Annotated in this window: 26 protein-coding genes; 10 read left to right on the top strand and 16 right to left on the bottom strand. The window is 67.9% G+C overall.

What is annotated here, in order from left to right:
* Nucleotides 1-108 precede the first annotated feature (108 nt).
* From FG323_RS06855 to FG323_RS06830, 6 genes are all read right to left on the bottom strand, one after another.
* Entirely contained in the window at nt 109-1,542 is a 1,434-nt protein-coding gene (locus FG323_RS06855; protein WP_141453761.1) for an RNA polymerase factor sigma-54, read from the bottom strand.
* 54 nt (nt 1,543-1,596) lie between these two features.
* The gene (lptB, locus tag FG323_RS06850; protein ID WP_141453760.1) at nt 1,597-2,316 is read right to left on the bottom strand and encodes an LPS export ABC transporter ATP-binding protein; all 720 of its coding nucleotides are present in this window, start codon (nt 2,314-2,316) and stop codon (nt 1,597-1,599) included.
* Complete coding sequence (gene lptA, locus FG323_RS06845) at nt 2,316-2,825, bottom strand: lipopolysaccharide transport periplasmic protein LptA (RefSeq protein ID WP_141453759.1); 510 nt, start codon at nt 2,823-2,825, stop codon at nt 2,316-2,318. The genes lptB and lptA overlap by 1 nt, the downstream gene beginning before the upstream one ends.
* Nucleotides 2,803-3,366 carry an LPS export ABC transporter periplasmic protein LptC gene (gene lptC / locus FG323_RS06840; RefSeq protein ID WP_141453758.1) on the bottom strand — a complete coding sequence of 188 codons (564 nt, stop codon included), beginning with the start codon at nt 3,364-3,366 and terminating at the stop codon, nt 2,803-2,805. The genes lptA and lptC overlap by 23 nt, the downstream gene beginning before the upstream one ends.
* Nucleotides 3,363-3,908 carry an HAD family hydrolase gene (locus tag FG323_RS06835; protein ID WP_141453757.1) on the bottom strand — a complete coding sequence of 182 codons (546 nt, stop codon included), beginning with the start codon at nt 3,906-3,908 and terminating at the stop codon, nt 3,363-3,365. The genes lptC and FG323_RS06835 overlap by 4 nt, the downstream gene beginning before the upstream one ends.
* 122 nt (nt 3,909-4,030) lie before the next feature.
* Nucleotides 4,031-5,035 carry a KpsF/GutQ family sugar-phosphate isomerase gene (locus FG323_RS06830; protein ID WP_141453756.1) on the bottom strand — a complete coding sequence of 335 codons (1,005 nt, stop codon included), beginning with the start codon at nt 5,033-5,035 and terminating at the stop codon, nt 4,031-4,033.
* A gap of 53 nt (nt 5,036-5,088) precedes the next feature.
* Here FG323_RS06830 and FG323_RS06825 point away from each other — a divergent pair, with 53 nt between their 5' ends.
* The 4 genes from FG323_RS06825 to FG323_RS06810 are packed head-to-tail and all read left to right on the top strand — an operon-like array spanning nt 5,089 to nt 7,413.
* On the top strand, nt 5,089-5,316 hold the full coding sequence (locus tag FG323_RS06825; protein WP_141453755.1) for a BolA/IbaG family iron-sulfur metabolism protein: 228 nt from the start codon (nt 5,089-5,091) through the stop codon (nt 5,314-5,316).
* A 5-nt stretch (nt 5,317-5,321) separates the two neighbouring features.
* Nucleotides 5,322-5,744, top strand: a complete 423-nt coding sequence (locus tag FG323_RS06820; protein ID WP_141453754.1) for a GFA family protein — start codon at nt 5,322-5,324, stop codon at nt 5,742-5,744.
* Nucleotides 5,745-5,804: 60 nt separating this feature from the next.
* The gene (gene murA / locus FG323_RS06815) at nt 5,805-7,076 is read left to right on the top strand and encodes a UDP-N-acetylglucosamine 1-carboxyvinyltransferase (RefSeq protein ID WP_141453753.1); all 1,272 of its coding nucleotides are present in this window, start codon (nt 5,805-5,807) and stop codon (nt 7,074-7,076) included.
* A gap of 10 nt (nt 7,077-7,086) precedes the next feature.
* The gene (locus tag FG323_RS06810) at nt 7,087-7,413 is read left to right on the top strand and encodes an EF-hand domain-containing protein (protein WP_141453752.1); all 327 of its coding nucleotides are present in this window, start codon (nt 7,087-7,089) and stop codon (nt 7,411-7,413) included.
* A 64-nt stretch (nt 7,414-7,477) separates the two neighbouring features.
* On the opposite strand, the gene FG323_RS06805 is transcribed toward FG323_RS06810, so the two are convergent.
* The 5 genes from FG323_RS06805 to purM are packed head-to-tail and all read right to left on the bottom strand — an operon-like array spanning nt 7,478 to nt 11,194.
* On the bottom strand, nt 7,478-8,158 hold the full coding sequence (locus FG323_RS06805) for a DUF3108 domain-containing protein (protein WP_141453806.1): 681 nt from the start codon (nt 8,156-8,158) through the stop codon (nt 7,478-7,480).
* Nucleotides 8,159-8,170: 12 nt separating this feature from the next.
* Entirely contained in the window at nt 8,171-8,890 is a 720-nt protein-coding gene (locus tag FG323_RS06800; protein WP_141453751.1) for a DUF3108 domain-containing protein, read from the bottom strand.
* Entirely contained in the window at nt 8,887-9,555 is a 669-nt protein-coding gene (gene purN, locus FG323_RS06795; protein ID WP_255470078.1) for a phosphoribosylglycinamide formyltransferase, read from the bottom strand. Before purN ends, FG323_RS06800 begins: the two co-directional genes overlap by 4 nt.
* A complete protein-coding gene (locus FG323_RS06790) occupies nt 9,552-10,172 on the bottom strand; it encodes a DUF2238 domain-containing protein (protein ID WP_255470077.1) in 621 nt (206 codons plus the stop codon). The genes purN and FG323_RS06790 overlap by 4 nt, the downstream gene beginning before the upstream one ends.
* A 5-nt stretch (nt 10,173-10,177) precedes the next feature.
* A complete protein-coding gene (purM, locus tag FG323_RS06785; protein WP_181444109.1) occupies nt 10,178-11,194 on the bottom strand; it encodes a phosphoribosylformylglycinamidine cyclo-ligase in 1,017 nt (338 codons plus the stop codon).
* 181 nt (nt 11,195-11,375) lie between these two features.
* On the opposite strand from purM, the gene FG323_RS06780 reads away from it, so the two are divergent.
* The 3 genes from FG323_RS06780 to hda are packed head-to-tail and all read left to right on the top strand — an operon-like array spanning nt 11,376 to nt 14,371.
* A complete protein-coding gene (locus FG323_RS06780; RefSeq protein ID WP_249889863.1) occupies nt 11,376-12,449 on the top strand; it encodes a DUF2066 domain-containing protein in 1,074 nt (357 codons plus the stop codon).
* A 31-nt stretch (nt 12,450-12,480) separates the two neighbouring features.
* The gene (locus FG323_RS06775; RefSeq protein ID WP_141453748.1) at nt 12,481-13,650 is read left to right on the top strand and encodes an AI-2E family transporter; all 1,170 of its coding nucleotides are present in this window, start codon (nt 12,481-12,483) and stop codon (nt 13,648-13,650) included.
* Nucleotide 13,651: 1 nt separating this feature from the next.
* Nucleotides 13,652-14,371: a DnaA regulatory inactivator Hda gene (gene hda / locus FG323_RS06770; RefSeq protein ID WP_249889865.1), complete on the top strand. Its 720-nt coding sequence runs from the start codon at nt 13,652-13,654 to the stop codon at nt 14,369-14,371.
* Nucleotides 14,372-14,537: 166 nt separating this feature from the next.
* On the opposite strand, the gene murU is transcribed toward hda, so the two are convergent.
* Nucleotides 14,538-15,230 (bottom strand): N-acetylmuramate alpha-1-phosphate uridylyltransferase MurU, encoded by a 693-nt coding sequence (gene murU, locus FG323_RS06765; RefSeq protein ID WP_141453747.1) that lies wholly within the window; start codon nt 15,228-15,230, stop codon nt 14,538-14,540.
* On the bottom strand, nt 15,227-16,240 hold the full coding sequence (locus FG323_RS06760) for a phosphotransferase (protein WP_141453746.1): 1,014 nt from the start codon (nt 16,238-16,240) through the stop codon (nt 15,227-15,229). Before FG323_RS06760 ends, murU begins: the two co-directional genes overlap by 4 nt.
* A gap of 69 nt (nt 16,241-16,309) precedes the next feature.
* On the opposite strand from FG323_RS06760, the gene FG323_RS06755 reads away from it, so the two are divergent.
* Entirely contained in the window at nt 16,310-17,716 is a 1,407-nt protein-coding gene (locus tag FG323_RS06755; protein ID WP_141453745.1) for a mannose-1-phosphate guanylyltransferase/mannose-6-phosphate isomerase, read from the top strand.
* A gap of 4 nt (nt 17,717-17,720) precedes the next feature.
* Complete coding sequence (locus FG323_RS06750; protein ID WP_141453744.1) at nt 17,721-19,334, top strand: winged helix-turn-helix transcriptional regulator; 1,614 nt, start codon at nt 17,721-17,723, stop codon at nt 19,332-19,334.
* On the opposite strand, the gene FG323_RS06745 is transcribed toward FG323_RS06750, so the two are convergent.
* From FG323_RS06745 to FG323_RS06735, 3 genes are all read right to left on the bottom strand, one after another.
* Nucleotides 19,318-20,457: a serine hydrolase gene (locus FG323_RS06745; protein WP_181444104.1), complete on the bottom strand. Its 1,140-nt coding sequence runs from the start codon at nt 20,455-20,457 to the stop codon at nt 19,318-19,320. The genes FG323_RS06750 and FG323_RS06745 overlap by 17 nt on opposite strands.
* Nucleotides 20,458-20,611: 154 nt before the next feature.
* Complete coding sequence (locus tag FG323_RS06740) at nt 20,612-20,881, bottom strand: GlsB/YeaQ/YmgE family stress response membrane protein (RefSeq protein ID WP_141453743.1); 270 nt, start codon at nt 20,879-20,881, stop codon at nt 20,612-20,614.
* Nucleotides 20,882-21,036: 155 nt separating this feature from the next.
* On the bottom strand, nt 21,037-22,527 hold the full coding sequence (locus FG323_RS06735; RefSeq protein WP_141453742.1) for a M20 family metallopeptidase: 1,491 nt from the start codon (nt 22,525-22,527) through the stop codon (nt 21,037-21,039).
* Between the two features lie 245 nt (nt 22,528-22,772).
* Between FG323_RS06735 and FG323_RS06730 the strand changes: the two genes are divergently transcribed.
* Entirely contained in the window at nt 22,773-23,105 is a 333-nt protein-coding gene (locus FG323_RS06730; RefSeq protein ID WP_141453741.1) for a ComEA family DNA-binding protein, read from the top strand.
* Nucleotides 23,106-23,323 lie beyond the last annotated feature (218 nt).

The raw sequence follows: 23,323 nt of genomic DNA, 5'->3' as shown, positions 1-23,323 counted from the left end.
AATCAGGCTTGGGTTCCAGGACATCTCCGTCAACGCGGCCAACCGCCGCAATGACAAGATGGGCCTGATCCCGACCGTGATCAAGCGGTGCGGAGGAAAAACGCGGATTCAGTCCAGGCGCACGCGTTCGTGCGACGAAAGGATGTGCAGGGCTTCACGGTATTTGGCGACCGTACGCCGCGCCACCGGGATGCCGGAGGCCTTCAGCAGGTCCGCGAGCTTGGCGTCGGACAAGGGTTTGCGCGGGTTTTCCTGCTCGATCAGGCGGCGGATCATGGCCTGGATGGCGGTGCTGGATGCCTCGCCGCCGCCCTCGGTGTCGATGCCGGAGGCGAAGAACGCCCGCAGCGGCAAGGTTCCACGCGGCGTGCGCACGTACTTGCGCGCAATCGCCCGTGAAACCGTGGATTCGTGGAGGCCGACCTCGCTGGCCACCTCGCGCAGGGTCAGCGGGCGCAACGCCTGTTCGCCGAACTCCAGGAAGCCGGCCTGCTCGCGGATCAGGCAGCGGGTGACCTTGAGCAGGGTCTCGCCGCGTGCCTCCAGGCTCTTGAGCAGCCAGCGGGCTTCCTGCAATTGCCCCTTGAGGTAACCGGCGTCGCTCTCGCCGCAGCGCCGGATCATCTGTTCGTAGCCGCGATGGATGCCGATCCGGGGCAGGTTGTTGCCGGCCAGGGCCGCCCGCCAGACGCCGCGCTGGCGCCAGACCACGCAGTCGGGCACCACGTAGGTATCGCTGCCCAGCTCGCCGATCTGCGCACCGGGCTTGGGATCCAGGGTGCGCAGCAGGGCGACCGCGGTTTCCACCTCGGCCAGGGGTTGCCTGAGTTCGGCGGCGATGCCGGCCACGCCGCTGCGCGGCAGCCGATCCAGCGGGCCGTCGGCGATGCGCATCGCCAGCGCCTTGCCGGGTGTGTCGTCGCTGAGCACCAGCAACTGCAGGCGCAGGCATTCGCCCAGGTTGCGCGCGCCCACGCCGACCGGATCGAAGCGCTGCAACTGGTGCAGCACCACGCTGATCTCGTCCTCGCTGGCTTCCAGATCCGGCTTCAGGGTTTCGGCGATGCCGGAGAGGGCTTCGCGCAGGTAGCCGTCTTCCTCCAGGGCATCGATCAGCGCGCTGCCGATGCGGCGATCCCGTGGCGACAGGTGCGACAGGTGGAGTTGCCAGAGCAGGTGGTCACGCAGGGTGTCGGCTTCGGCGATCCGCTCGGCCGCGCTGCCGGGATCGTCATCGTCGAAGGAGCCGCCGCCCGAGGAGGACCATGGCCCTTCGTCCGGCGCCCAGTCGTCGTCGCCGGGTGCGCCGTCCTCGTCGTGGCGGGATTCCTCCTGGCTGCCGCGCTCGGCCTCGGTCGGCGGGCCGTCTTCGCCGGCGGCGGGGGCGTCGTCGGCCCAGTCCAGCAGGGGATTGGATTCCACGGCCTGGGTGATTTCCACCTCAAGCTCCGCGGTCGACATCTGCAGCAAGCGGATGGCCTGACGCAGCTGCGGCGTCATGACCAGTTGCTGTCCCAGCGATGTCTGGAGGCGTGGTTTCATCCGATGTCCGAAGGCGACGGCATGGCCTGCGGTCCGGATGGTGCGGCATCGCCCTCAGAGACGGAAAGTTTCCCCCAGGTACACGCGCCGCACGTCCGGATTGGCCAGCAACGCGTCCGGTGCCCCCTGCGCCAGCACGCTGCCTTCGTTGAGGATATACGCCCGGTCGCAGATTCCCAAGGTCTCGCGTACGTTGTGGTCGGTGATCAGCACGCCGATGCCGCGGTTCTTGAGGTGCTTGACGATGCGCTGGATCTCGCCGACCGAGATGGGATCCACGCCGGCGAACGGCTCGTCCAGCAGCATCAGGCGGGGCCGGGCGGCCAGCGCCCGGGCGATTTCGCAGCGCCGCCGCTCGCCGCCGGAGAGGCTGGCGCCCAGTTGCTCGGAGACGTGGCTGATCTGCAGTTCGTCCAGCAGCGAGGCCAGTTCCTGCTCGATGCCGGCCTCGTCCAGATCCTCGCGCAGTTCCAGCACCAGGCGGATGTTGTCGGCCACGGTCAGCTTGCGGAACACCGACGGCTCCTGCGGCAGGTAGCCCACGCCCAGCTTGGCGCGCCGGTACATCGGCTCGGCGGTGATGTCCTGTCCATCCAGTTCGATCTTGCCCGCATCGGCGGCGACCAGGCCGACGATCATGTAGAAGCAGGTGGTCTTGCCGGCGCCGTTGGGTCCCAGCAGGCCGACCACTTCCCCGGCTTCCAGGCTCAGCCCGAAGTCGCTGACGACCTTGCGCTGACGATAGGTCTTGCGCAGTCCCTGTGCGGTCAGCATCACTTGGTGCCCTGCGGCTGCGCCGACTTCGGCTTGATCACGGTGCGCACGCGGGTACCGTCGCCGCCGCTTTCCATGTTGCCGGTCTTGGTGTTGTAGACCATCTTCTGGCCGCTGTTGGAGCCGCGCGGCGACTTCACCGTGTAGTTGCCGATGAAGGTGATGGTCTCGGAGGTCATGTCGTACTCGACGCGATCGGCGGTGGCATCCATCCAGGAGCCATCGTCCATCTGCTGCTTCAGCTTGACCTGCTTGCCGGTGAACACGGCGCGCGAGATCTCGCCGTCGTTCATGTAGATCTCGCCGGTGCTGGAGCGGATGTCCAGCGAACCCTGGGTAACGGTCACGCCCTTGCTCAGCATGATCTTGCTGTTGCCTTCGTAGGAGCCGTTCTGGTGGCCGGCATCGATGACCATTTCCTGGTTGCGATCGGACGACTTGGCCCAGGCCGCGGCGCAGGCCAGCAGGAGCGGAAGCAGCAGGGCGCTAGCGCGCAGACTTGGGTGCATAGACACTTTTGACCTGGGATTTGAATTCGTAGGTTTTGTTCTTGAGGTGGGTTTCGAAGCCTACCCCGCTGAGTATAGAACCGGGCCGGGTGATGGTGACCGGAAGCTCGGTGGTCGCCAGGTTCTTGTCCGGGAAGATGTCCAGCCGCTCGGTGCGGAAGGCGGTCGGCGGCGGGGCATCGGACGGGCTGGTGCCCTGGACGTCGGTGAGCAGGCGCAACTGGGAGTGATCCGGGCTCATCCAGCCGGTCTTGGAGCGCATCTGCCAGTACTTGCCGGCACTGTCCGGCAGCAGGAACAGCGGCGTGGTGATCGACAGGCTCTGGTCGGCGGGATTGCGGTGCATTTCCGGCGCCCGCAGGGTGACCGCTTCCTTGCCCTGCTTGTCGAGGGCGACGATCTCGAAATCGTGCATCACGTAGTCGGATCGGTCCGGCCCGCCGGCGGCGGCTTCCGGGCGCGCGCGCTGCTTCCAGGCCGACCAGCCGCTGAAGATGGCGGCCACCAGCAGGACCAGGCCAAGGCTCAGGCGCCAGTTCATGCGATGCCTTCCCACAGGCCGGCGGCCTGACCCTGCGCACCCAGCAGCAGGTCGCAGGCCTCGCGGGCGGCGCCACGGCCGGCGCGGGCGCGGGTGCGCCAATGGGCGTGGCGGGCGGTCCAGACGTGGGCGTCGGCCGGGGCGATCGCCAGCCCGACCGCGCGCAGTGGCGGCAGGTCCGGCAGATCGTCGCCCATGAAGGCCACCTGGGTGCGTTCCAGCCCCAGTTCGGCGCACAGGGCGTCGACCTGGGCCAGCTTGTCCTTGACTCCGGCGTGGATGCGCACGCCCAGTTCGCGCGCGCGGCGTTCGGCGGCGGGACTGTGGCGGGCGGTGATCAGGGCCACTTCGATGCCGGCCCGGCGCAGCAGCACCAGCCCTTGGCCGTCGTGGATGTGGAACGCCTTGGATTCCCGGCCCTCGTCGTCGTAGAACAGGCGCCCGTCGGTCAGCGTGCCGTCGACGTCGAAGCAGGCCAGCCGCACCTGGCGGGCGCGGGCAATCAGGGCATCGTCGATGTCGGCGAGGTGGGACAGGGGCATGGTGTCTGCTGGAAGGAGGGAGTCGGGGAGCCGTGAACGGGGCACGCGGCGCGGTGCGGTGGAAGGGACCGGAAGGACGGGAATGGCGATTCCCGGCAACCCCTTCCGGATATCAGCGCCCCTTAGACCACGCGCGCGCGCAACAGGTCATGAATGTTAAGGGCTCCGACCGGCCGTTGTTCAGCGTCGACCACGATCAAGCCGCTGATTTTATGGGTTTCCATCATCCGGGCCGCTTCCACGGCCAACTGGTCCGCGCCGATGGTCTTGGGCCGGCGGGTCATCAGCTCGGCGATGCGCGCATGGCGGATGTCCAGCCCGGGATTGTCCAGGGTCCGGCGCAGGTCGCCATCGGTGAACAGTCCGGCCAGGCGCCCCTCGGCGTCGACCACCGCGGTCATGCCCAGGCGCTTGCGGCTCATTTCCACCAGCGCTTCGCTGAGGGTGGCGTCCTCGCCGACCCTCGGCACGTCGGCGCCGGCGTGCATGACGTCGGTGATGTGCAGCAGCAGGCGGCGGCCGAGGCTGCCGGCCGGATGGGAGCGGGCGAAGTCGTCGGCGGTGAAGCCTCGGGCTTCCAGCAGGGCCACCGCCAGCGCGTCGCCCATCGCCAGGGTCGCGGTGGTGCTGCTGGTCGGAGCCAGGTCGAGCGGGCAGGCTTCGGCCGGCACGCTCACGTCCAGGTGCAGGCTGGATTCGCGCGCCAGCGTGGAACCGGGCCTGCCGGTCATGGCGATGACGGTGTTGCCCTGGCGCTTGAGCACCGGCAGCAGCATCAGCAACTCGTCCGATTCGCCGGAATAGGAGATCGCCAGCACCACGTCGGCGTCGGTGATCATGCCCAGATCGCCGTGCCCGGCTTCGCCGGGATGCACATAGAAGGCCGGGGTGCCGGTGGAGGCGAGGGTGGCGGCGATCTTGCGGGCGATATGCCCGGACTTGCCCATGCCGGTCGCCACGACCCGGCCGCGGCTGGCCAGGATCGCCTGGCAGGCCGTGGAGAAGCTGCCATCGAGCCGGCTGGCCAGCGCGGTCAGCGCCTGTGCCTCGATGTCGATCACGCGTCGCCCGCTGGCGGCCAGTTGGGCGTCCTGCACGGCCGGGTTGTGGGGAAGCGTGTGGGGCATGCGCGCGCCGTGCCGGGAGTAGAATAGGCGGCCATTTTATTAGGAAATGCCCGTTGGACGCCGAAACCATCCGTAAACTCATCGAATCCGGCCTCCCCGGCGCGCAGGCGCAGGTCGAGGGCGAGGACGGCGTGCACTTCGAGGCGACGGTGGTGGCGGAAGCCTTCCGCGGCAAGTTGCCGCTGGCCCGGCACCGGATGGTCTATGCCACCCTGGGCGATCTGATGGGAGGCGCCATCCATGCGCTGGCCCTGAAGACGGTCACCCCGGACGGCAAATAAGCCGGATGACCGCGCCATCGGCTCCCGCGCTCTCCGGCAGTTGCCTGTGCGGAGGCATCCGCTACCAGGTGCGCGGCGAACCGGGGGCGATGGTGGTCTGCCACTGCTCGCGCTGCCGCAAGGCCAACGGTTCGGCGTTCCAGGCGGTGGTGCCGATCGCCACCGGTGATTTCGAGTTGCTGGAAGGCGCGGAATGGCTGGCCGGCTACGAATCCTCGCCCGGCGTCCACCGGATGTTCTGCCGGCGCTGCGCATCGCCGTTGTACAGTCGCCGCGACGCCATGCCGGACATGCTGCGGCTGCGGGTGGGAACGCTGGATACCCCCTTGTCGGCCGGGCCATCGATGCACATCTTTGTCGGTTCCAGGGCGGAGTGGTACGACATCCACGACGACGCCGAGCAGCACCGGACCCGTCCCGGCGAATGAGCCGGGTGCTCCTCTCTTCAATCAGATCTTCCCGTCACCCTCATCCCATTCGAGTGATCCATGCAGAAAATCGTAGTGACCGGCGGTATCCCGCTCCAGGGTGAAGTCACCATCTCCGGCGCCAAGAACGCGGTATTGCCGATTCTTTGCGCCACCTTGCTCGCCGACGCGCCGGTGGAGATCACCAACGTGCCGCACCTGCACGACGTGGTCACCACCATCAAGCTGCTCGGCGAGCTGGGCGCGGGCATCAGCATCGACGAGGGCACCCTGTCGCGCGGCAGCGGCATCACCGTCGATCCGCGCAGCGTCAACCAGCACGTGGCGCCTTACGAACTGGTCAAGACCATGCGCGCTTCGATCCTGGTGCTGGGCCCGCTGCTGGCCAAGTACGGCGCGGCGGAAGTCTCGCTGCCGGGTGGCTGCGCGATCGGTTCGCGTCCGGTCGACCAGCACATCAAGGGACTGCAGGCGCTGGGTGCCGACATCGTGGTCGAGAATGGCTACGTGAAGGCCAAGGCCAAGCGCCTGAAGGGCGGTCGCTACGTGTTCGACATGGTCACCGTGACCGGCACCGAGAACGTGCTGATGGCCGCCACCCTGGCCGAGGGCACCACGGTGCTCGAGAACGCCGCGATGGAACCCGAAATCACCGACCTGGCCAACTGCCTGATCGCGCTGGGCGCGGACATCGAGGGCGCAGGCACGCCGCGTATCGTCATCCGCGGCGTCGAGCGCCTCAACGGCGGCCGCCATGCGGTGCTGCCGGATCGCATCGAGACCGGCACGTTCCTGGTGGCCGCGGCGATGACCGGTGGCCGCATCGTCGCCCGCCGCGCCCGCGGCGATACGCTCGACGCGGTGCTGGACAAGCTGAGCGAGGCCGGCGCGTCCATCGAGACGACCGAAGACAGCATCAGCCTGGACATGCAGGGCAGGCGGCCGCGCGCGGTCAGCCTGACCACGGCGCCGTATCCGGCGTTCCCGACCGACATGCAGGCGCAGCTGATGGCGCTGAACTGCGTGGCCGAGGGCGTGGGCGTGATCAACGAGACCATCTTCGAGAACCGCTTCATGCACGTGAACGAGTTGCTGCGCCTGGGCGCGGACATCCGCGTGGAAGGACACACGGCGATCGTGCGCGGGGTGGAGAAGCTGAGTGGCGCGCCGGTGATGGCGACCGACCTGCGTGCCTCTGCGTCGCTGATCCTCGCCGGCCTGGTCGCCGGGGGCGACACCGTGATCGACCGCATCTACCACCTGGATCGCGGCTACGAGAACATCGAAGAAAAGCTGGGCGCGCTGGGCGCCAAGATCCGCCGGATTTCCTGAGCACGCCACGATGTCGACAACCAAGCGCACCCGTCTCTCGCCCCGGCGCAAGGCCCTGCTGGTGTTTTTCGCCTTGCTGCTGGCGATTCTGGCTTACCTGCACTTCACCGGCGCCGCAGGCACCAGCGGCATTTCCAACAAGGACATGGACTGGAACGGCGACGGCACCGTCACCGAGCAGGAAATCATGCAGGCCTTCTACGCGGTGGTGGTGGAGAAGCAGACCGAAGGCCGGCGTGAATGCCGTTCCTACGCCTGGCGCGGCAACGGCCAGTCGATCCGGGTGGACTGCCGGACCACGGTGGCCGACGAAGCCGAAGCCGGCGCCAAGAAGTAACGGCGGAGCAACTGCGAGAAAAAAGCCCGGCATCGCCGGGCTTTTTTTGCTTCCCAGTCCAGGCTCAGCGCCAGGACTTGATGGTCAGGTCGATGGAGTCCTGGCCGTTCTCGCGCTGCAGGATGCGTGCCGGCACGGGCATGTCGGGCACGACCCAGACGATCATCTGCTTGTTTCCGTCGGTGCGGATCACCTTGGTGGCCTGCTGGGATTTGCCAGCCACCGTGATCTGCTCCTTGCCGGCGATCTGGTAGGTCATCGGCTTGGCCCGGCCGTTTTCGACCATCCGGTAGCGCAGCGGCTTGCCGGCGGCAACGTCGCGCACGATCGCCAGGTTGACCAGCAGCGCATCCATGTCGCCCGGCTGCAGCTTGAGCGGCCCGGCGCGGTCCGGCTTGATGTCGCCGGTCCAGGTGGCCTGCGACTTGCTCCAGTCGTAGACCGTGTCGACCGATTTCTTCTTGACCAGGATGCGCGAACTGTCGCTGCTGGACAGCGGGCGCAGACGGCCGTTCTGTTCGTCGAATACGGTCTTCTGGCTCAGATCGACCAACTGGTTGCGGATGCTCAGGCTGTACTGCCAGCGATTGTTGCCCTGCGGGGCAACGCTCATCTGGCCTTCGCCGAGCATGCCCAGGGCGCTGGCCTGGTACTGGGCGGTGAAGGCATCGACGGCCCAGGCAGGCGCGATGGCGGCCGCCAGCAGCAGGGCCAGCGCCGGAATTCGGAAGTGGAGGAAAGGCATTTTTTTCATGGCTTACGGTACTCCTTGGTACTCGACCAGGCGCAGATCCAGTTTGTCCTCGCCGTCCTCGCGCTGGAGGATGCGAATCGGCGTCGGCACGCCCTGGGCCACCCAGAAAATGGTTTCGTCGTTGCCGCCATTGGTGCGATCCACCCGCATGGCGTCGTAGCTGAGATCGTCCACCGCGACGATTTCGGTCTGCGGCGCGACCGCATACTGATAGTCGCGGGTCTTGCCGAAATCGACCACCCGGTAGTGCAACTGGCGACCGGGTTCGGCATCGCGGATGACCGCCAGGTTGACCAGCAATGCGCTCATGTCGCCGGGCTGCAGCGGCACGGGCGCGCGCCGGTTCTTCTTCAGGTCACCCTGCCATTGGGCCGACTTCGCGGTCCAATCATAGACACCGACCACTTTCTTGCCGGTGAAAAGCGCGCTCTGGGTCGTGGCTTGGCTGAGCGGGCGGAAATCCGCGCCGACCGTGTCGAACAGCGTGCTCTGCTGGATATCCAGTCCCGACAGCCGGGCCAGTCCGCGGGTACCGCGCACGCCCAGATCGACCTGCCAGCGGTCGCCGCCGGCCACCTGCGCCACCTTCATGGTCGCGCTGCCGGCCAGCTTGCCGGCGCGATAGGCGTCATAGGTGGCCACGAACGGCTCCAGCGCCCACGCGGGGGCGCTGATCAGCAGCAGGGTGGCCAGCAGCAGTGCGCGGTTCGGAAGCGGCGTCATGTCGCGAAGGGGAGGGTCAATTGACCGGCAGAATCTAGGGACAGGGGTTTTAATAAGGGCTGACCATCCAGCCACGCCTCGTCTCCCTGTTCAGTGAGACGGCCGGAAACCACCAGCGTCGCCACCGCCGCCAGCAGCGCGTGTTCCCGCGGCAGCAGGCGGGCGGCCAGATCCTCGGGCCTGTCGTCCGGCAGCACGGGAATCACCGCCTGGGCGATCACCGCCCCGGCATCCAGTTCCGGCACCACCCAGTGCACGCTCGCGCCATGCTCGCGATCGCCGGCTTCCAGGGCACGTGCGTGGGTGTGCAGGCCGCGGTACTTCGGCAGCAACGACGGATGGATGTTGAGCAGGCGGCCGCGGAAGCGGGCGATGAACGCGTCGCCGAGGATGCGCATGTAGCCGGCGCAGATCACCCAGTCGGGCGCCACCGCCTCCACCGCGTCGGCCAGCGTCGCGTCGAAGCCGGCGCGATCCGGAAACCGTCGCGCGTCCGTGCTCCAGCGTAGCGGTTCCGGCACGCGTTCCAGCGCGGCGGCCTTGGGTTTGTCGGAGAATACGCCGACGATTTCGGCATTCAGCCGGCCGGCGTCGATGGCGTCCAGCAACGCCTGCAGGTTGCTGCCGCGGCCGGAGACCAGGATGGCGATGCGGTTCTGGCTCATGGATGGATCGGTTCCCGGCGTTCGCGCCGCATCAGCGGCCACATCGCCAATGCGCCCAGGGTGGCGAGCAGCATGTCGGCGTGGGCGTCCCAGACATCGCCCTGCTGGCCGTTGTACGACTCGGCGGCTTCCGGCGAGAGTCCCAGCGCGATCGCCCATTCCAGCCATTCGTACAGCAGGCTGCTGCACATGATCAGCATCACCGCGATGACGAAGCCCTGGCCGGCCGCCAGCGGCCAGCGCTGGCGCAGCCAGTGCCACACCGCCGGGGTGAAGCAGATGCCGTAGAGCAGGTGGATGAGGCGATCGAAATGATTGCGTCGCCAGCCGAACAGTTCGCTCAGCGTATGCCCGGTCAGCGCGTGCGCCCACGCATCGTAGGGCACGTTGGAATACAGCCAGCGCGCGCCGATGCAGTGCAGGGCGATGAAGAAGCAGATCAGGGCGAAGTGCGAGGTGCGCATCGGCCAGCGGCGGTCATGGCGCCACAGCCAGACCAGCCCGACCACGGTCAGGCTGCTGTGCAGCGCCTGCTCGAACGGCCAGCGCGGCGCGATCCAGCTGAGGGCGAAGATCGCCAGCGCCATAGCGAAGGCGATCCGCTTGCCGGGCTGCATCGGGATCAGCCGATGGACACGCGCTCGGCGCCGCCGGCGGTGGTCACTTCACCGATGCGCCAGTTCGGCAGCTGCAGGCGGGCCAGGTCGGCTTCCACCGCGGCGGCCTCACCGGGCGCGACCACCAGCACGAAGCCGATGCCGCAGTTGAAGGTGCGCCACATTTCGCTGTTTTCCACCGCGCCTTCGCGCTGCAGCCAGTCGAACACCGGCGGCAGGGTCCAGGCAGTGGCGTCGATGCGCAGGCCCAGGCCGTCGGGAATGACACGGATGATGTTCTCGGTCAGGCCGCCACCGGTGATGTGCGCCATCGCATGCATGTCGTGCGTCTTCAGCAGTTCCAGTACCGGCTTGACGTACAGGCGGGTCGGGGCCATCAGCGCGTCGACCAGCTTCACGCCGCCCAGATCCAGATCGCCCGGACGACCGGCGCGATCGTAGATGCGCCGGATCAGTGAATAACCGTTGGAATGCGGGCCGCTGGAGGCGATGCCGATCAGCAGATCGCCGGTGCGGACCTTGGCACCATCGAGCAGTTTCGATTTTTCCACCGCGCCGACTGTGAAGCCGGCCAGGTCGTACTCGCCCGGCGGATACATGTCGGGCATCTCGGCGGTCTCGCCGCCGATCAGCGCGCAGCCGGACAGCTCGCAGCCCTTGGCGATACCGCCGACCACCGCGACCGTGGTCTCCACGTCCAGCTTGCCGGTGGCGAAATAGTCGAGGAAGAACAGCGGTTCGGCGCCCTGGACCAGCACGTCGTTGACGCACATGCCGACCAGGTCGATGCCGATGGTGTCGTGGCGGTTCAGCTGCTGGGCCAGCTTGAGCTTGGTGCCCACGCCGTCGGTGCCCGACACCAGCACAGGCTCCTTGTACTTGCCCGACAGGTCGAACAGCGCGCCGAAACCGCCCAGGCCGCCCATCACTTCGGGGCGGAAGCTGCGCCGGACCAGCGGCTTGATGCGTTCGACCACCTCGTTGCCGGCGTCGATGTCGACCCCCGCGTCGCGGTAGGTCATCGGGGTGGAGGCGGGAGGCGTCGGCTGGGTCACGGTGGTGGGTCGCAAGGGCAAGGCGCGTGATTTTAAAGGAATCCGCGCCCGGTTCGGACGTTCCCTGAACGGCTGGCGTTGGCGCTGGGCATCCATTCGGGCAACAATTCCCTCGATTTGCGGAGCACAGGGACGCTCGATGCGCTGGATGAGAGCTTTCGTATTCGCCGCGGCCACGCTGGTGGCCGCCTCGTGGACGGCCATCCCGGCCCAGGCCCAGAGCGGGCTGCGGACCGAGGGGGACGTCGCCGCCGCGCGCGGCACCTACGAGGCCGAGGTGCCGGTGAACGGGCAGGGTGAGGCCGAACGCAACGGCGCGTTCGCGCGCGCGCTGGGCCAGGTGCTGGCCAAGATGTCCGGTGACCGCTCGGTGACCGGGCGGCCTGGCGTGGGCCAGGAATTGCGCAACGCACGCAACCTGGTCGAGAGTTACGACTACCGGCAGGACCAGGGCACCTCGCCTAGCGGCGCGCCGACCTTCCGCACCACCCTGATCGTCCGCTTCGATCCCGAAGGCGTGGACGGCATGGCCGCCGTGCTCGGCCTGCCGGTCTGGCCGCAGCCGCGGCCCAAGCCGGTGGTATGGCTGGCCATCAACGACGGCAGCGGCCCGCGTCTGGTCGGTTTGCAGCAGGCCAACGCGGTGCGCCCCCTGCTCAGTCGCGCGCAGGATCGCGGCTACGGCCTGGGCCTGCCCGCCGGCAACGCCGCCGAGCAGGCGCTGGTGGGCGCGATCTGGCGCCAGGACACCGCCGCCGTGGCCCGCGCCTCGTCCCGCTACAGCCCGCCGATGCAGTTGATCGGCAAGCTCTACCGCGCCAAGGGCGGCTGGACCGCCGACTGGGTGTTCGTCGACGGCGGCAAGGTCCTGTCCACCTGGTCGACCAGCGACACCGACGCGCGCCGGGCCATGGCCGGGGGCGCGGACGGCACCGCCGATGCACTGGTCAAGCGCTACGCCAAGCGCGGCACCGCCGGTCCGGCCGGTACCTACCGGGTGATGTTCGCCGGCATCCGCAACACCGACGATTACCTGCGCCTGATGGGGCAACTGCAGAAGATGGCGGTGGTGCGCCGGATCACCCCGGTACGCGCCAGCGGCGACACCCTGGAACTGGATCTGGAGCTGATCTCCGGCCTGTCCGGTTTCCGCCGCATGCTGGGCGACGACAGCCCGTTGATCGGCGGCGAGGGCGAACCGCCGGTGTTCCGCCTGAAGTAACTCCACCCGCATCCACAGGACGTTCATTCACATGGATCTTTCTTCCACTCCGGTCGGCACGCTGGCGAGGCGCTGGCAATGGCTGCTGATCGCCGCCATCGTCGGCTGGGTGATCTACCTGCTGGCCCCGGTGCTGACGCCGTTCGTGTGCGCGGCGTTGCTGGGGTGGCTGGGCGATCCCTGGGTGGATCGGCTGGAACGCACCGGCCGCTCGCGCACGACCTCGGTGGTGCTGGTGTTCACCCTGATGCTGCTGTTGCTGGTGCTGGCGCTGCTGATCCTGGTGCCGATGCTGGAACGACAGATCGTGACGCTGGTGGAATCGTTGCCGGAGTACCGGGACTGGTTCGTGCAGCGCGCGCTGCCGTGGATCGAACAGCACACAGGGCTGGAACTGGTGGCCTGGCTGGATCCGGACCGGATCATGGAATGGCTGCGCGGCCACTGGCAGCAGGCCGGTGGCGTGGCGGCGACGTTCTTCGGCTACCTGTCGCGCTCGGGCTTCGCGATGATGGCCTGGGTGGCCAACATCGTGCTGCTGCCGATCCTCACTTTCTACTTCCTGCGCGACTGGGACAAGCTGGTCGAGCGCGTGGCTGCGCTGATACCGCGCGACCACGTCGCCACCGTGGATCGGCTGGCGCTGGAATCCAACGACGTGCTGGGCGCGTTCCTGCGCGGCCAGTTCCTGGTGATGCTGGCGCTGGGCGCGATCTACGCGGTGGGCCTGTCGGTGGTGGGGCTGAAGCTGGGCCTGCTGATCGGCATCATCGCCGGCCTGATCAGTTTCGTCCCGTACCTGGGCACCGCCACCGGCATCGTGCTGGGCGTGATCGCCGCGCTGGTCCAGACCGGCGGCGACTGGAGCCTGGTGGCGCTGGTGCTGGTGGTGTTCGTGATCGGGCAGATGCTGGAAGGCTACGTGCTGACGCCGCGCATTGTCGGTGATCGCATCGGCCTGCATCCGGTGGCGGTGATCTTCGCGATCATGGCCGGCGGCCAGCTGTTCGGTTTCCTCGGCATGCTGCTGGCGCTGCCGGTGGCGGCGGTCGCCAACGTGCTGCTGCGCTACGCGCACGAGCGCTACACGCAGAGCAAGCTGTACGCGGGCGACCATCCGACCATCCTGCTCGACTCCTACGTCGACAAGAACGCGCTGGACGAGGACGCCGGCGACAGGCCGAAGACGGAAGACAAGTGACGTGAGCCGTTCCTCGTCTCCCGGCGGGCTGACGCCACAGCTGCCGCTGGCCTTGCGCTATCCGCCGGATCAGCGTTTCGAGAGTTTCGTCGGCGCGCCGGAAGGCGCACTGGCGCAGTTGCGCGCGCTGGCCGAGGGCACCTCGACCGACTGGCTGTACCTGGGCGGCGCGCCGCGGACCGGAAAGACCCATCTGTCGCTGGCGCTGTGCGCGCATGCGGAACAGGGTGGCGCGCGTGCGGCATTCCTGCCGATGGCCGCCGCCGCGGGCCGCCTGCGCGAAGCGCTGGAGTCGCTGGAAGGACACGACGTGGTGGCGCTGGACGGGTTGGACTTGATTGCGGGCAACCGCGAGGATGAGGTCGCGCTGTTCGATTTCCACAACCGCGCGCGTCCCGCCGGCATCCGCGTGCTGTACACCGCGCGCGACGTGCCCGCCGAACTCGGGCTGGTATTGCCGGATCTGCGTTCGCGGCTGTCGCAGTGCACGCGGGTGATGCTGGTGCCGCTGGATGACGACGGACGCCGCGAGGTGTTGCGCGAACGCGCGCAGCGACGCGGCCTGGTGCTGGAGGATGCGGCCATCGACTGGCTGCTGAGCCGCACCGATCGCGATCTGGGTCGGCTGGTGGCGGTGTTCGAGCAACTGGACCGGGCGTCACTGGCGGCGCAACGGCGAATCACCGTGCCGTTCCTGCGCAGCGTGCTGGAGCCGCGCTGAATCATCGCGCGTGGCGACAGGCGCGAGGGTGCGCCGCTGTTTCCTCCGCTGGCGAAAAAACAGCCAACCGGCTTGACACGCCCGCCCCGTGGGGCGGTCCGTCACTTATCCACATCTTTGCCGGTTTTTCATCCACACCGATTGTGGACAACCCTTCGATACCGGTTCAGCCGCGCAGGGCCGCATCCAGCTGCGCGAGCCGCTCCGGCGTGCCGACGTCGGTCCAGCCGCCGCCCCAGTACTCGCCGTGGATGGCGCCTCCGGGCATGTGCGCACGCAACAGGTGCACGAGCATGAAGCGTGGTGGCGTGCCGACCTGATCGCCAACGATCGCGTTCCAGCCGTCGAGCAGGGCGGGGCGATAGACACCCAGGCCGGCGTAGGTGAGGCGCCGTGCGCCATCGTCGCGGATCGTGCCGTCGTCCTCCAGCGCGAAGTCGCCGTGGGTCTTGTGCGCGGGCGGATCAACCATGACGAGGTGGGCCAGTCCGGTCGGTTCGGCCGGCAGGCGGGTGAAGTCGTAGTCGGTCCAGACGTCGCCGTTGACCAGCAGGAAGGGCTCTTCGCCCAGCAGCGGCCGCGCGTGCAGCATGCCGCCGCCGGTTTCCAGCGGCGTGGGCCCTTCGTGCGACCAGTGCAGGCGCAGTCCCCAGTGCGCGCCATCGCCCAGCGTCCGCGGGAACTGTTCCGCCAGCCAGCTGATGTTGATCACCACGTCGCGGATGCCCATCGCCGCGAGCTTTTCCAGGTGCCAGACGATCAGCGGCTTGCCGCCGGCTTCGAGCAGCGGCTTGGGCGTGTGATCGGTCAGCGGACGCATGCGTTCGCCCAGCCCGGCGGCGAAGATGAGCGCCTTCATGCCGCGTCCCTGGCGCGCATCGCGGGCTTGATGCGCCGTTCCAGCAGATCGCCCAGTTCCGCCAGTTGCGGATGGCGGGGCAGCACCTCGTCCAGGAAGGCGATGAAGCGCGGCGCGTCGTGCAGGTAGCCGGTCTTGCCGTCGCGGTAGTGCAGGCGGGCGAAGATGCCGAGGATTTTCAGGTGTCGCTGGATGCCCATCCAGTCGGCGTCGCGCAGGAACACCGCGAAGTCGCGCGGCACCGGAATGCCCGCTTCCAGCGCACGCGCGTGGTACTGGGCCAGCCAGCCATCGACGCGCTCCAGCGGCCAGCTGAGGAAGGCGTCCTTGAACAGGCTGACCGGATCGTAGGCCACCGGCCCGCGGATGCAGTCCTGGAAATCCAGCACCGCCGGCAGTGGCCGGGTGGGCATCAGGTTGCGCGGCATGAAGTCGCGGTGGGTGAGCACCCGGGGCTGGCCGAGCGCGTTGTCCATCAGGCGGCGCTGCGCCAGTTGCAGCCGCTCGCTGTCATCGCAGTCGAGCACGATGCCCAGGTGGCGGCCGAGGAACCATTCCTCGAACAGGCCCGCGTCCCGCTGCAGCAATGCCTCGCCGAACTCGCCGGCATCGGCTGGCGGCGTGATCGCCTGCAGCTTGAGCAGCTCGGTGATGGCCAGGCCGAACCACTCGTCGGCGTTGTCGGCGTCGATGGTCTTGACCAGCGTCGGCCCGCCCAGATCCTCCAGCAGCAGGAACCCCGACTCGACATCGCGCGCGAGTACCCGCGGCACCCGCACGCCGCCGGCCTCCAGCAGATCGCGGATCCGCAGCCAGGGACGGACATCCTCCAGTCCCGGCGGCGAATCCATCACGATCCGACTGGGTTCCACGCCCCGCGTGCGCCAGTAGCTGCGGAATCCGGCATCCACCGAAGCCCGTTCCAGCGCCAGTCCGGGCGCGTCCATGGCGGCCCTCGTCCAGGCGAGGCGTTGCGTGGCACGGGCGTCGTCGTGCGTCTCGGGGGGCATGCGGTGTCCAGACAGGGGTGGTTGCGGACTAAAGGGTAAACTGCCGTCCTCATTTCGTGCGAGAGACCCATGGCCGCACTCCAACCCGTCCTGCTGTCCGGCGGTTCCGGCACGCGCCTGTGGCCGCTGTCGCGCGAGGCCTATCCCAAGCAGTTCCTGCCGTTGGCCAGCGAGCGGACGATGGTCCAGGACACCTGGCTGAGGATTGCGCCGCTGGCGGGTGCACGGCCGATCGTCGTGGCCAACGAGGAACACCGCTTCCTGGTGGCCGAACAATTGCGCCAGATTGGCGCGCCCGCGCCGCATATCCTGCTGGAGCCGGCGGGGCGAAATACCGCGCCGGCGATCGCCGCGGCCGCCCTGCAGGCGATGACTGGCGGTGACGATCCGGTACTGCTGGTGCTGCCTTCCGATCACGTGGTCCGCGATGCCGACGGTTTCCGGCGCGCGGTGCAGGCGGCGTTGCCGGCCGCCGAGGCGGGCGCGCTGGTGACGTTCGGCATCGTGCCCGACGCGCCCGAGACCGGCTTCGGCTACATCCAGGCCGAGGCCGGCGAAGGCCTGCGCAAGGTGTCGCGCTTCGTCGAGAAACCCGATGCCGCGACCGCGCAGTCGTATCTGGACGCCGGTGGCTATTACTGGAACAGCGGCATGTTCCTGTTCCGCGCCAGCCGCTACCTGGAGGAACTGGAGCGCTTCCGCCCAGACATCGTCGCCACGGTGCGTACTGCCTTCGCCGAAGCCCGCCAGGACGGCGATTTCGTGCGCCTGGACAAGGACGCGTTCGCCGCCAGCCCGTCCGACTCCATCGACTACGCGGTCATGGAAAAGACCGCGCATGCGATGGTGCTGCCGGTGGACATCGGCTGGAACGATGTCGGCAGCTGGTCCGCGCTGTGGGAGGTCGCCGAGCGCGACGCCGCCGGCAACGCGCACCACGGCGACGTCATCGCCGTCGATACCCGCAACAGCTACGCCTACGCGCAGCGGCTGGTCGCGCTGGTGGGTGTGGACGACATCGTGGTGGTGGAGACCGACGACGCGGTGCTGGTCGCGCGCAAGGACCGCGTGCAGGAAGTGAAGCAGGTGGTCGCGCAACTGAAGGACAGCCAGCGCAGCCAGGCGGTCCTGCATCGTGAAGTGCATCGCCCGTGGGGCAGCTACGATTCGGTGGACATGGGCCAGCGCCACCAGGTCAAGCGGATCAAGGTCAAGCCTGGCGCCAAGTTGTCCCTGCAATCGCATGCGCATCGCGCCGAGCACTGGATCGTGGTCAAGGGCGTGGCGCGGGTGACGCGCGACAATGACGTGTTCGAGTTGTACGAGAACCAGTCCACCTACATTCCGATCGGCGCCAAGCACCGCCTGGAGAATCCAGGCAAGGAACCGCTGGAACTGATCGAAGTACAGTCCGGCGACTACCTGGGTGAGGACGACATCGTCCGCTATTCGGACATCTACGGGCGCAGCGAGTAATCCCGTGGGCGACGCCACGCGCTTCCGCCTGGAGGATCTGGCGATCGACCTTGAGCGCCAGCGCGTCGAACGCGCGGGTGAACCGCTCAATGTCGCCGGCCTCAGCTTCCAGTTGCTGCGCTACCTGGTGTTGCAGGGCGATCGGGTGGTGGGTTTCGACGAGCTGATCGAGCGGGTCTGGGCGCCGGCCGTCGTCAACGAGGAAACCGTGACCCAGCGGGTGAAGCTGCTGCGGCAGGCACTGGGCGACGATGGACGACAACCGCGCTACCTGCGCTCGGTGCGCGGACAGGGTTATCAACTGTCCGCGCGGCCGCAGCCGCTGGACGATGACGTCGAGCCTGTCCCGAAGGCATCGTTCGCCGCGTCCCGGCGGTGGTCGCGGGCGGCGGTGGCGGTAGTGATCGTGACGGCGGTTGCCGTGGGCCTGGCGATCGCCTGGACGTCCGGTGACGCGGAGAAGAAAAAAACCAATGCGGCGGCGTCCTCCGTCCCCTCCGGCGCGTCGGGTACCGCCAGCTTGATCGAGCGCGCCGACTACTACGCCGGCATCGGCCAGCGCGACAACAACGAGCGCGCCATCGAACTGTACGAGCGCGCCTTGAAGGAACAGCCGGACAATGCCCGCGCGCTGGTCGGCCTCAGCCGGAGCTACGGCGCGCGGGTGTGCCTGTTCAATTTTCCGCCCGAATGGGCCGCGCGCGCGCAGCGGCTGGCCGAGCAGGTCATCCGTGCGCACCCGGACAGGGCGGCGGCGCACGCCGCACTCGGCTATTCGCATGACTGCCGCGGTCGCATCGACGATGCGCTGGCCGGTTACGAGCGCGCTGTCGCGCTGGATCCGGCCGCCGATGGCAGCCGCGCCTCGGCTGCGTATCTTTACGATCGCAAGGGACGCCTGGCCGATGCGCTGATCGCCAACACCTCGTTGCGTGGGGATCCGGCACGGGTGCGTTTCCTGCAACTGCAGATCGCCAACAACCTGGACCTGCTGGGCTATCCGCAGGCGGCCGAGACGCGGTACCGGCAAAGCTTCGAGCTGTATCCGGACAACGTGTTCTCCAACCTGGCTTGGCCGCGCTACCTGTTCCGGCATGGCCGCCTGAGCGAGGCGCAGGCGGCATTGGATGTGGCGCAGAAGCGGGGCACCGCGCACGCCGACCTGCATCTGCTGGCCGCCGAACTCGCGCGCCTGCAAGGCGATGGCGCCACCGCCACCCATGCCTACCGGGAAGCAGTGGCGTTGCGGCCGCAGTCCAGCCTGCCGACGACGCTGGCACGCATCAATACCGGACATGCCGATGCCGCCTGGGCGCGTGCGCGGGCGGAAACCCTGGCCGCGGAACTGGACGCCGGCGCCGGCTACCCCTCCGACTGGCTGGAGGTGGCGCTGCTGCGCGATGCCGGTGGCGACCGCGCCGCCGCGCTGCGTGCGCTGCAACGCGCGATAGACGCGGGTTACAGCGACGCCGACTACCTGCAGGTATCGCCCCTGTTCAAGCCGATGGCGGACGAACCCGCCTTCGCCCGTGGCATCGATGCCATCCACCGGCACAACGCCGCCGAACGCGCCAAGGTGCCGCCGGCGTTGCTGGCCCGGCTCACGGCATCGCCGTAAGCACGTAGTCGCCGAACATCCGCTGCGACTGCGGGTGCACGTCGCGCTGGTTGAACGAGGTGCGGGTGATCACCGCCACCAGTTTCTTCTCGGGAACGATGAACACGTAGTTGCCGCCGTTGCCCGACATCGCCCAGGCCGGCTGTTCCCGTCCGTCGCGGGTGAAGCGGAAGCGCCAGAACTGGTAGCCGTAGTCGGCGTCCTCGCGGGCCTGCGCATGCACGGTCAGGGCCTGCCGGATCCAGTCGGCGGAGATCACCCGTTTTCCGTTCCAGACGCCACCGGCGGCCACCAGTTGGCCCAACTTGGCCAGATCGCGGCTGCGGTAGCGGGTGCCGCCGCCACCCATGCCCACGCCCTCGCTGGAATGGTTCCATTGCACCTGCTGGATTCCGAGCGGACGCTCGAGCGCTTCCGCGGCAAAGGCGGCCAGCGGTTTTCCGGCGGCCCGTTCCACCACCGCGCCGAGCAGGAAACTGCCGGCGGTGCAGTAGGAGAACGTGCGCCCGTGCGGACTGTCCTCAGGCCGTTTCACCCACGGCGCGTAGCCGCGCAGCGGCAGGTCCAGGGCGAACCGGGTCCAGTTCTCGCTGACGTACATGCGTTCCTCGTTGCCGGAGGAGAACGGGTTTTCGTCGTCGCAGTCCCAGGCCGAACTCATCGTCAGCAGGTCTTCCACGGTGATCGCCTGTTTGCGCGGGCCATCGTGCTGCCAGGGCGCCTGGTCGCGGAAGTAGTCATGCACGCGCGCCCGCGCATCCGGAATCAGGCCGCGATCGATGGCCGCGCCGACCAGCAACGCGGTCACGCTCTTGGTCGCCGAGCGGGTGTCGTTGAGCACGTCGGGATCGCCGCCGTTGAAGTAGCGCTCATAGAGCAGGTGCCCGTCCTGCGCGACGAGCACGCTGGTGACGCCCGGAAAATCGCCGCGGGCGATGGCGGCTTCGAGCGCGGCGAAGCGCTCCGGCTTCCAGCCCTGTCGGGCGGCGTCGGCCACCGCCCAGCCGTCGCCTGCCGACGCGGGGACATGGTAAGTGGGAGTGGCCGGAGCGGCCCAGATGGGCGCCGGCGTGGCGAAGGTCAGGCAGGACAGCAGGATCAGGCGGGGCAGGGACGGTGACATGGTGCGGCTCCTTGGGTTGGGAGCCGGATTGCACGGTGTCCGCGGATGAAGCGCCTGAAACCCGAATGAAGAATTGTGAAGCCGGCGGTTTCCACGCCATTTCCCAAGAAGAAGCCCCGCCGGAGCGGGGCTTGGGAATGTCGTCCGGCGGGACTCAGGCCCTCTTCTTCTTCGCCAGGCCGTAGATGAAGAGCAGGATGATCGCACCGACCACGGAGGCGATGAAACCGGCCGGTTCCTCCGGTCCGTACCATCCCAGTGCGCCGCCGACGAAACGGGCGAGCAGTGCCCCGGCCACGCCCAGCACGATCGTCCAGATGAGGTTGAGCTTGTCGTCGCCGGGCTTGATGGCCCGGGCCAACAGGCCGGCCAGGAAGCCGATGAGCAGGGTCCACAGGATGCCGCCACCAAAGATCTGTTCCATCTGAACACTCCGGTCGGAAAAAGTGGGGGGTGTCCGCAGGGTAACCCAAGCCATGCCCGGCGCACATCCGTCCCGCCCGGCCGCGGTCGATACGGGCGAAAACGAAAAGAGCCGGGATGACCCGGCTCTTTTCCCGTACCCGCGTGGGCCGACGGTCAGCAGCAGCCGTGATCGCCGTGCTGGTCGCCGCCGGCGACCGCCGCCACGCCGGTGGTTTCACCACGCACGCTGGCCGCGTGGTGTTCGGCGATGACCCGCGCCACGCAGGCGGTGACCTTCTTGCCCATCGGGATGTGCAGGAACTCGTTGGGGCCGTGGGCGTTGGAATGCGGGCCCAGCACGCCGGTGATCATGAACTGCGCACCCGGGAATTTCTCGCCCAGCATGCCCATGAACGGGATGGTGCCGCCTTCGCCCATGTACATGGCCGGCGCGCCGAAGAACTCGCGGCTGGACGCGTCGATCGCCTTCTCCAGCCAGGGCGACATCGCCGGGGCATTCCAGCCGGTGCTGGCCTTTTCCAGGTCCAGGCTCACCTGGGCGCCGTTGGGCGGATCCTTGAGCAGCAATTCCTTGAGCAGTTCACCGGCACGCTTGCCGTCCAGGGTGGGGGGCAGGCGCAGCGACAGCTTGACCGAGGTGTGCGGACGCAGCACGTTGCCGGCCGACGACAGCGGCGGCATGCCGTCCACGCCGGTCACCGACAGCGCCGGGCGCCAGGTGCGGTTGAGCACCAGTTCGGTCAGGTCCTCCGCCATCGGGGTCATCCCGGGCAGGAACGGGAATTTGTCGAACACCGCCGTGTCCAGTACCCGCGCGGCTTCCTTCGCCTGGGCCAGGCGGTCGCCGGGAATCTCGACCTGCAGGCCCTCCGGCAGGATCCGTCCGGTGTTCTCGTCCTCCAGCCGCGACAGCAACTGGCGCAGCAGGCGGAAGCTGGACGGCACCACGCCGGAGGCGTCGCCGGAATGCACGCCTTCCTCCAGCACCTTGACCGTGAAGTTGCCGCCGGCCAGGCCGCGCAGCGAGGTCGTGCACCACAACTGCTCGTAGTTGCCACAACCCGAATCCAGGCACACCACCAGCGATGGCTTGCCGATGCGATCGGCCAGGTGATCGACGTAGGCCGGCAGGTCGTAGCTGCCGGATTCCTCGCAGGCTTCGATCAGCACCACGCAGCGCGCATGCGGCACGCCCTGGGCCTGCAGGGCCTGGAGGGCCGCCAGCGAACCGAAGATGGCGTAGCCGTCGTCGGCGCCGCCGCGGCCGTACAGGCGATCCCCCTTGAGCACCGGTGTCCACGGACCCAGGTCGGCATCCCAGCCGGTCATTTCCGGCTGCTTGTCCAGGTGTCCGTACAGCAGTACGGTATCGGCGCCGGTTTCCGGGCCGCTGGCGGGAATCTCGATGAAAATCAGTGGGGTACGGCCTTCCAGCCGGACCACTTCCACCTGCATCCCGGGAATGGCCTGGGCACGCGCCCAGTCTTCCATCAGGCGCACCGCCGCATCCATGTATCCGTTGGCCACCCAGTCCTTGTCGAACATCGGCGACTTGTTCGGGATGCGGATGTATTCGACCAGCTGCGGAACGATGTCGTCGTCCCATTTCTCGGCGACGTAGCGGTCGACTTTGGCGGTATCCATGGTGTCTCCAATCGGTACGGAATCAGAACGCCCATTCTACGCCTCCCCATGGGGGTAGGAATTTTCCTACATGACGCTGCGGGGTTTCCCGGCAGCTTTTGACGGTGGCGGGCGATATGTTTTGCAGCAGTGGCGGATGAGACTGTTTCCGCCGGCCAACGAAGCGATTCGATGCCGGCAGGAGCCACAGGGGACAAAACCTCTGTACGAAAGGAATCACCCATTTGCCACAAGGAGAGTTGCCCATGAAATCGCTGAGCACCGTGTTGAAGTCGGTTGCCCTGTCGCTGGTCCTGGCCCTGAGCGCCCACGCCGCCGACAAGGTGAACATCAACACCGCGGATGCGGCCACGCTGCAGACGGTCCTGATCGGGATCGGCCAGGCGAAGGCGGAAGCCATCATCGAGTACCGCAAGACCAACGGCCCGTTCAAGAGTCCCGAGGAGCTTGCGATGGTCAAGGGCATCGGTTTGAAGACGGTGGAACGGAATCGCGAGCGGATCGAATTGCGTTCCTCCGCCGAGCCGGCGAACAAGCCGGCGACGGCTGCCCGCCCGGCACCGGTCACCCGGCGCTGACGGAAGCACGAAAAACCCATGCCGTGGTTTCTGCAGGATGCAGATCGACCCGGCTGACGGGGCAGGATGCCAGGGGACAGGCATGGACGCCGACAGGGATGTACCCATTTCGTATTGGCGTGCAGGACGCACGGAAACAGGAGCAGGCAGGACGCCTGTGATCGGCAGGAGCCGACAGGGATGTATCCATCGCCCGGGCATGCAGGGAGCATGTCCGG

The organism is Pseudoxanthomonas sp. z9 (assembly GCF_006542425.1).
In the GTDB taxonomy this organism is placed as follows: Bacteria; Pseudomonadota; Gammaproteobacteria; order Xanthomonadales; family Xanthomonadaceae; genus Pseudoxanthomonas_A.
Note: the sequence above shows the minus strand (reverse complement) of the source record. Positions and strands in the feature narration are given on the sequence as shown.

Coding starts and splice junctions, on each gene's coding strand:
- FG323_RS06820 (WP_141453754.1), top strand. CDS start 5,322: ATGACCGCGCCATCGGCTCCCGCGCTCTCCGGCAGTTGCCTGTGCGGA.
- FG323_RS06810 (WP_141453752.1), top strand. CDS start 7,087: ATGTCGACAACCAAGCGCACCCGTCTCTCGCCCCGGCGCAAGGCCCTG.
- FG323_RS06755 (WP_141453745.1), top strand. CDS start 16,310: ATGGCCGCACTCCAACCCGTCCTGCTGTCCGGCGGTTCCGGCACGCGC.
- FG323_RS06780 (WP_249889863.1), top strand. CDS start 11,376: ATGAGAGCTTTCGTATTCGCCGCGGCCACGCTGGTGGCCGCCTCGTGG.
- FG323_RS06735 (WP_141453742.1), bottom strand. CDS start 22,527: ATGGATACCGCCAAAGTCGACCGCTACGTCGCCGAGAAATGGGACGAC.
- FG323_RS06740 (WP_141453743.1), bottom strand. CDS start 20,881: ATGGAACAGATCTTTGGTGGCGGCATCCTGTGGACCCTGCTCATCGGC.
- FG323_RS06855 (WP_141453761.1), bottom strand. CDS start 1,542: ATGAAACCACGCCTCCAGACATCGCTGGGACAGCAACTGGTCATGACG.
- lptA (WP_141453759.1), bottom strand. CDS start 2,825: ATGCACCCAAGTCTGCGCGCTAGCGCCCTGCTGCTTCCGCTCCTGCTG.
- FG323_RS06775 (WP_141453748.1), top strand. CDS start 12,481: ATGGATCTTTCTTCCACTCCGGTCGGCACGCTGGCGAGGCGCTGGCAA.
- FG323_RS06730 (WP_141453741.1), top strand. CDS start 22,773: ATGAAATCGCTGAGCACCGTGTTGAAGTCGGTTGCCCTGTCGCTGGTC.
- FG323_RS06790 (WP_255470077.1), bottom strand. CDS start 10,172: ATGCAGCCCGGCAAGCGGATCGCCTTCGCTATGGCGCTGGCGATCTTC.
- murA (WP_141453753.1), top strand. CDS start 5,805: ATGCAGAAAATCGTAGTGACCGGCGGTATCCCGCTCCAGGGTGAAGTC.
- FG323_RS06805 (WP_141453806.1), bottom strand. CDS start 8,158: ATGCCTTTCCTCCACTTCCGAATTCCGGCGCTGGCCCTGCTGCTGGCG.
- lptC (WP_141453758.1), bottom strand. CDS start 3,366: ATGAACTGGCGCCTGAGCCTTGGCCTGGTCCTGCTGGTGGCCGCCATC.
- FG323_RS06745 (WP_181444104.1), bottom strand. CDS start 20,457: ATGTCACCGTCCCTGCCCCGCCTGATCCTGCTGTCCTGCCTGACCTTC.
- FG323_RS06760 (WP_141453746.1), bottom strand. CDS start 16,240: ATGCCCCCCGAGACGCACGACGACGCCCGTGCCACGCAACGCCTCGCC.
- murU (WP_141453747.1), bottom strand. CDS start 15,230: ATGAAGGCGCTCATCTTCGCCGCCGGGCTGGGCGAACGCATGCGTCCG.
- purM (WP_181444109.1), bottom strand. CDS start 11,194: ATGACCTACCGCGACGCGGGGGTCGACATCGACGCCGGCAACGAGGTG.
- lptB (WP_141453760.1), bottom strand. CDS start 2,316: ATGCTGACCGCACAGGGACTGCGCAAGACCTATCGTCAGCGCAAGGTC.
- FG323_RS06835 (WP_141453757.1), bottom strand. CDS start 3,908: ATGCCCCTGTCCCACCTCGCCGACATCGACGATGCCCTGATTGCCCGC.
- purN (WP_255470078.1), bottom strand. CDS start 9,555: ATGAGCCAGAACCGCATCGCCATCCTGGTCTCCGGCCGCGGCAGCAAC.
- FG323_RS06830 (WP_141453756.1), bottom strand. CDS start 5,035: ATGCCCCACACGCTTCCCCACAACCCGGCCGTGCAGGACGCCCAACTG.
- FG323_RS06800 (WP_141453751.1), bottom strand. CDS start 8,890: ATGACGCCGCTTCCGAACCGCGCACTGCTGCTGGCCACCCTGCTGCTG.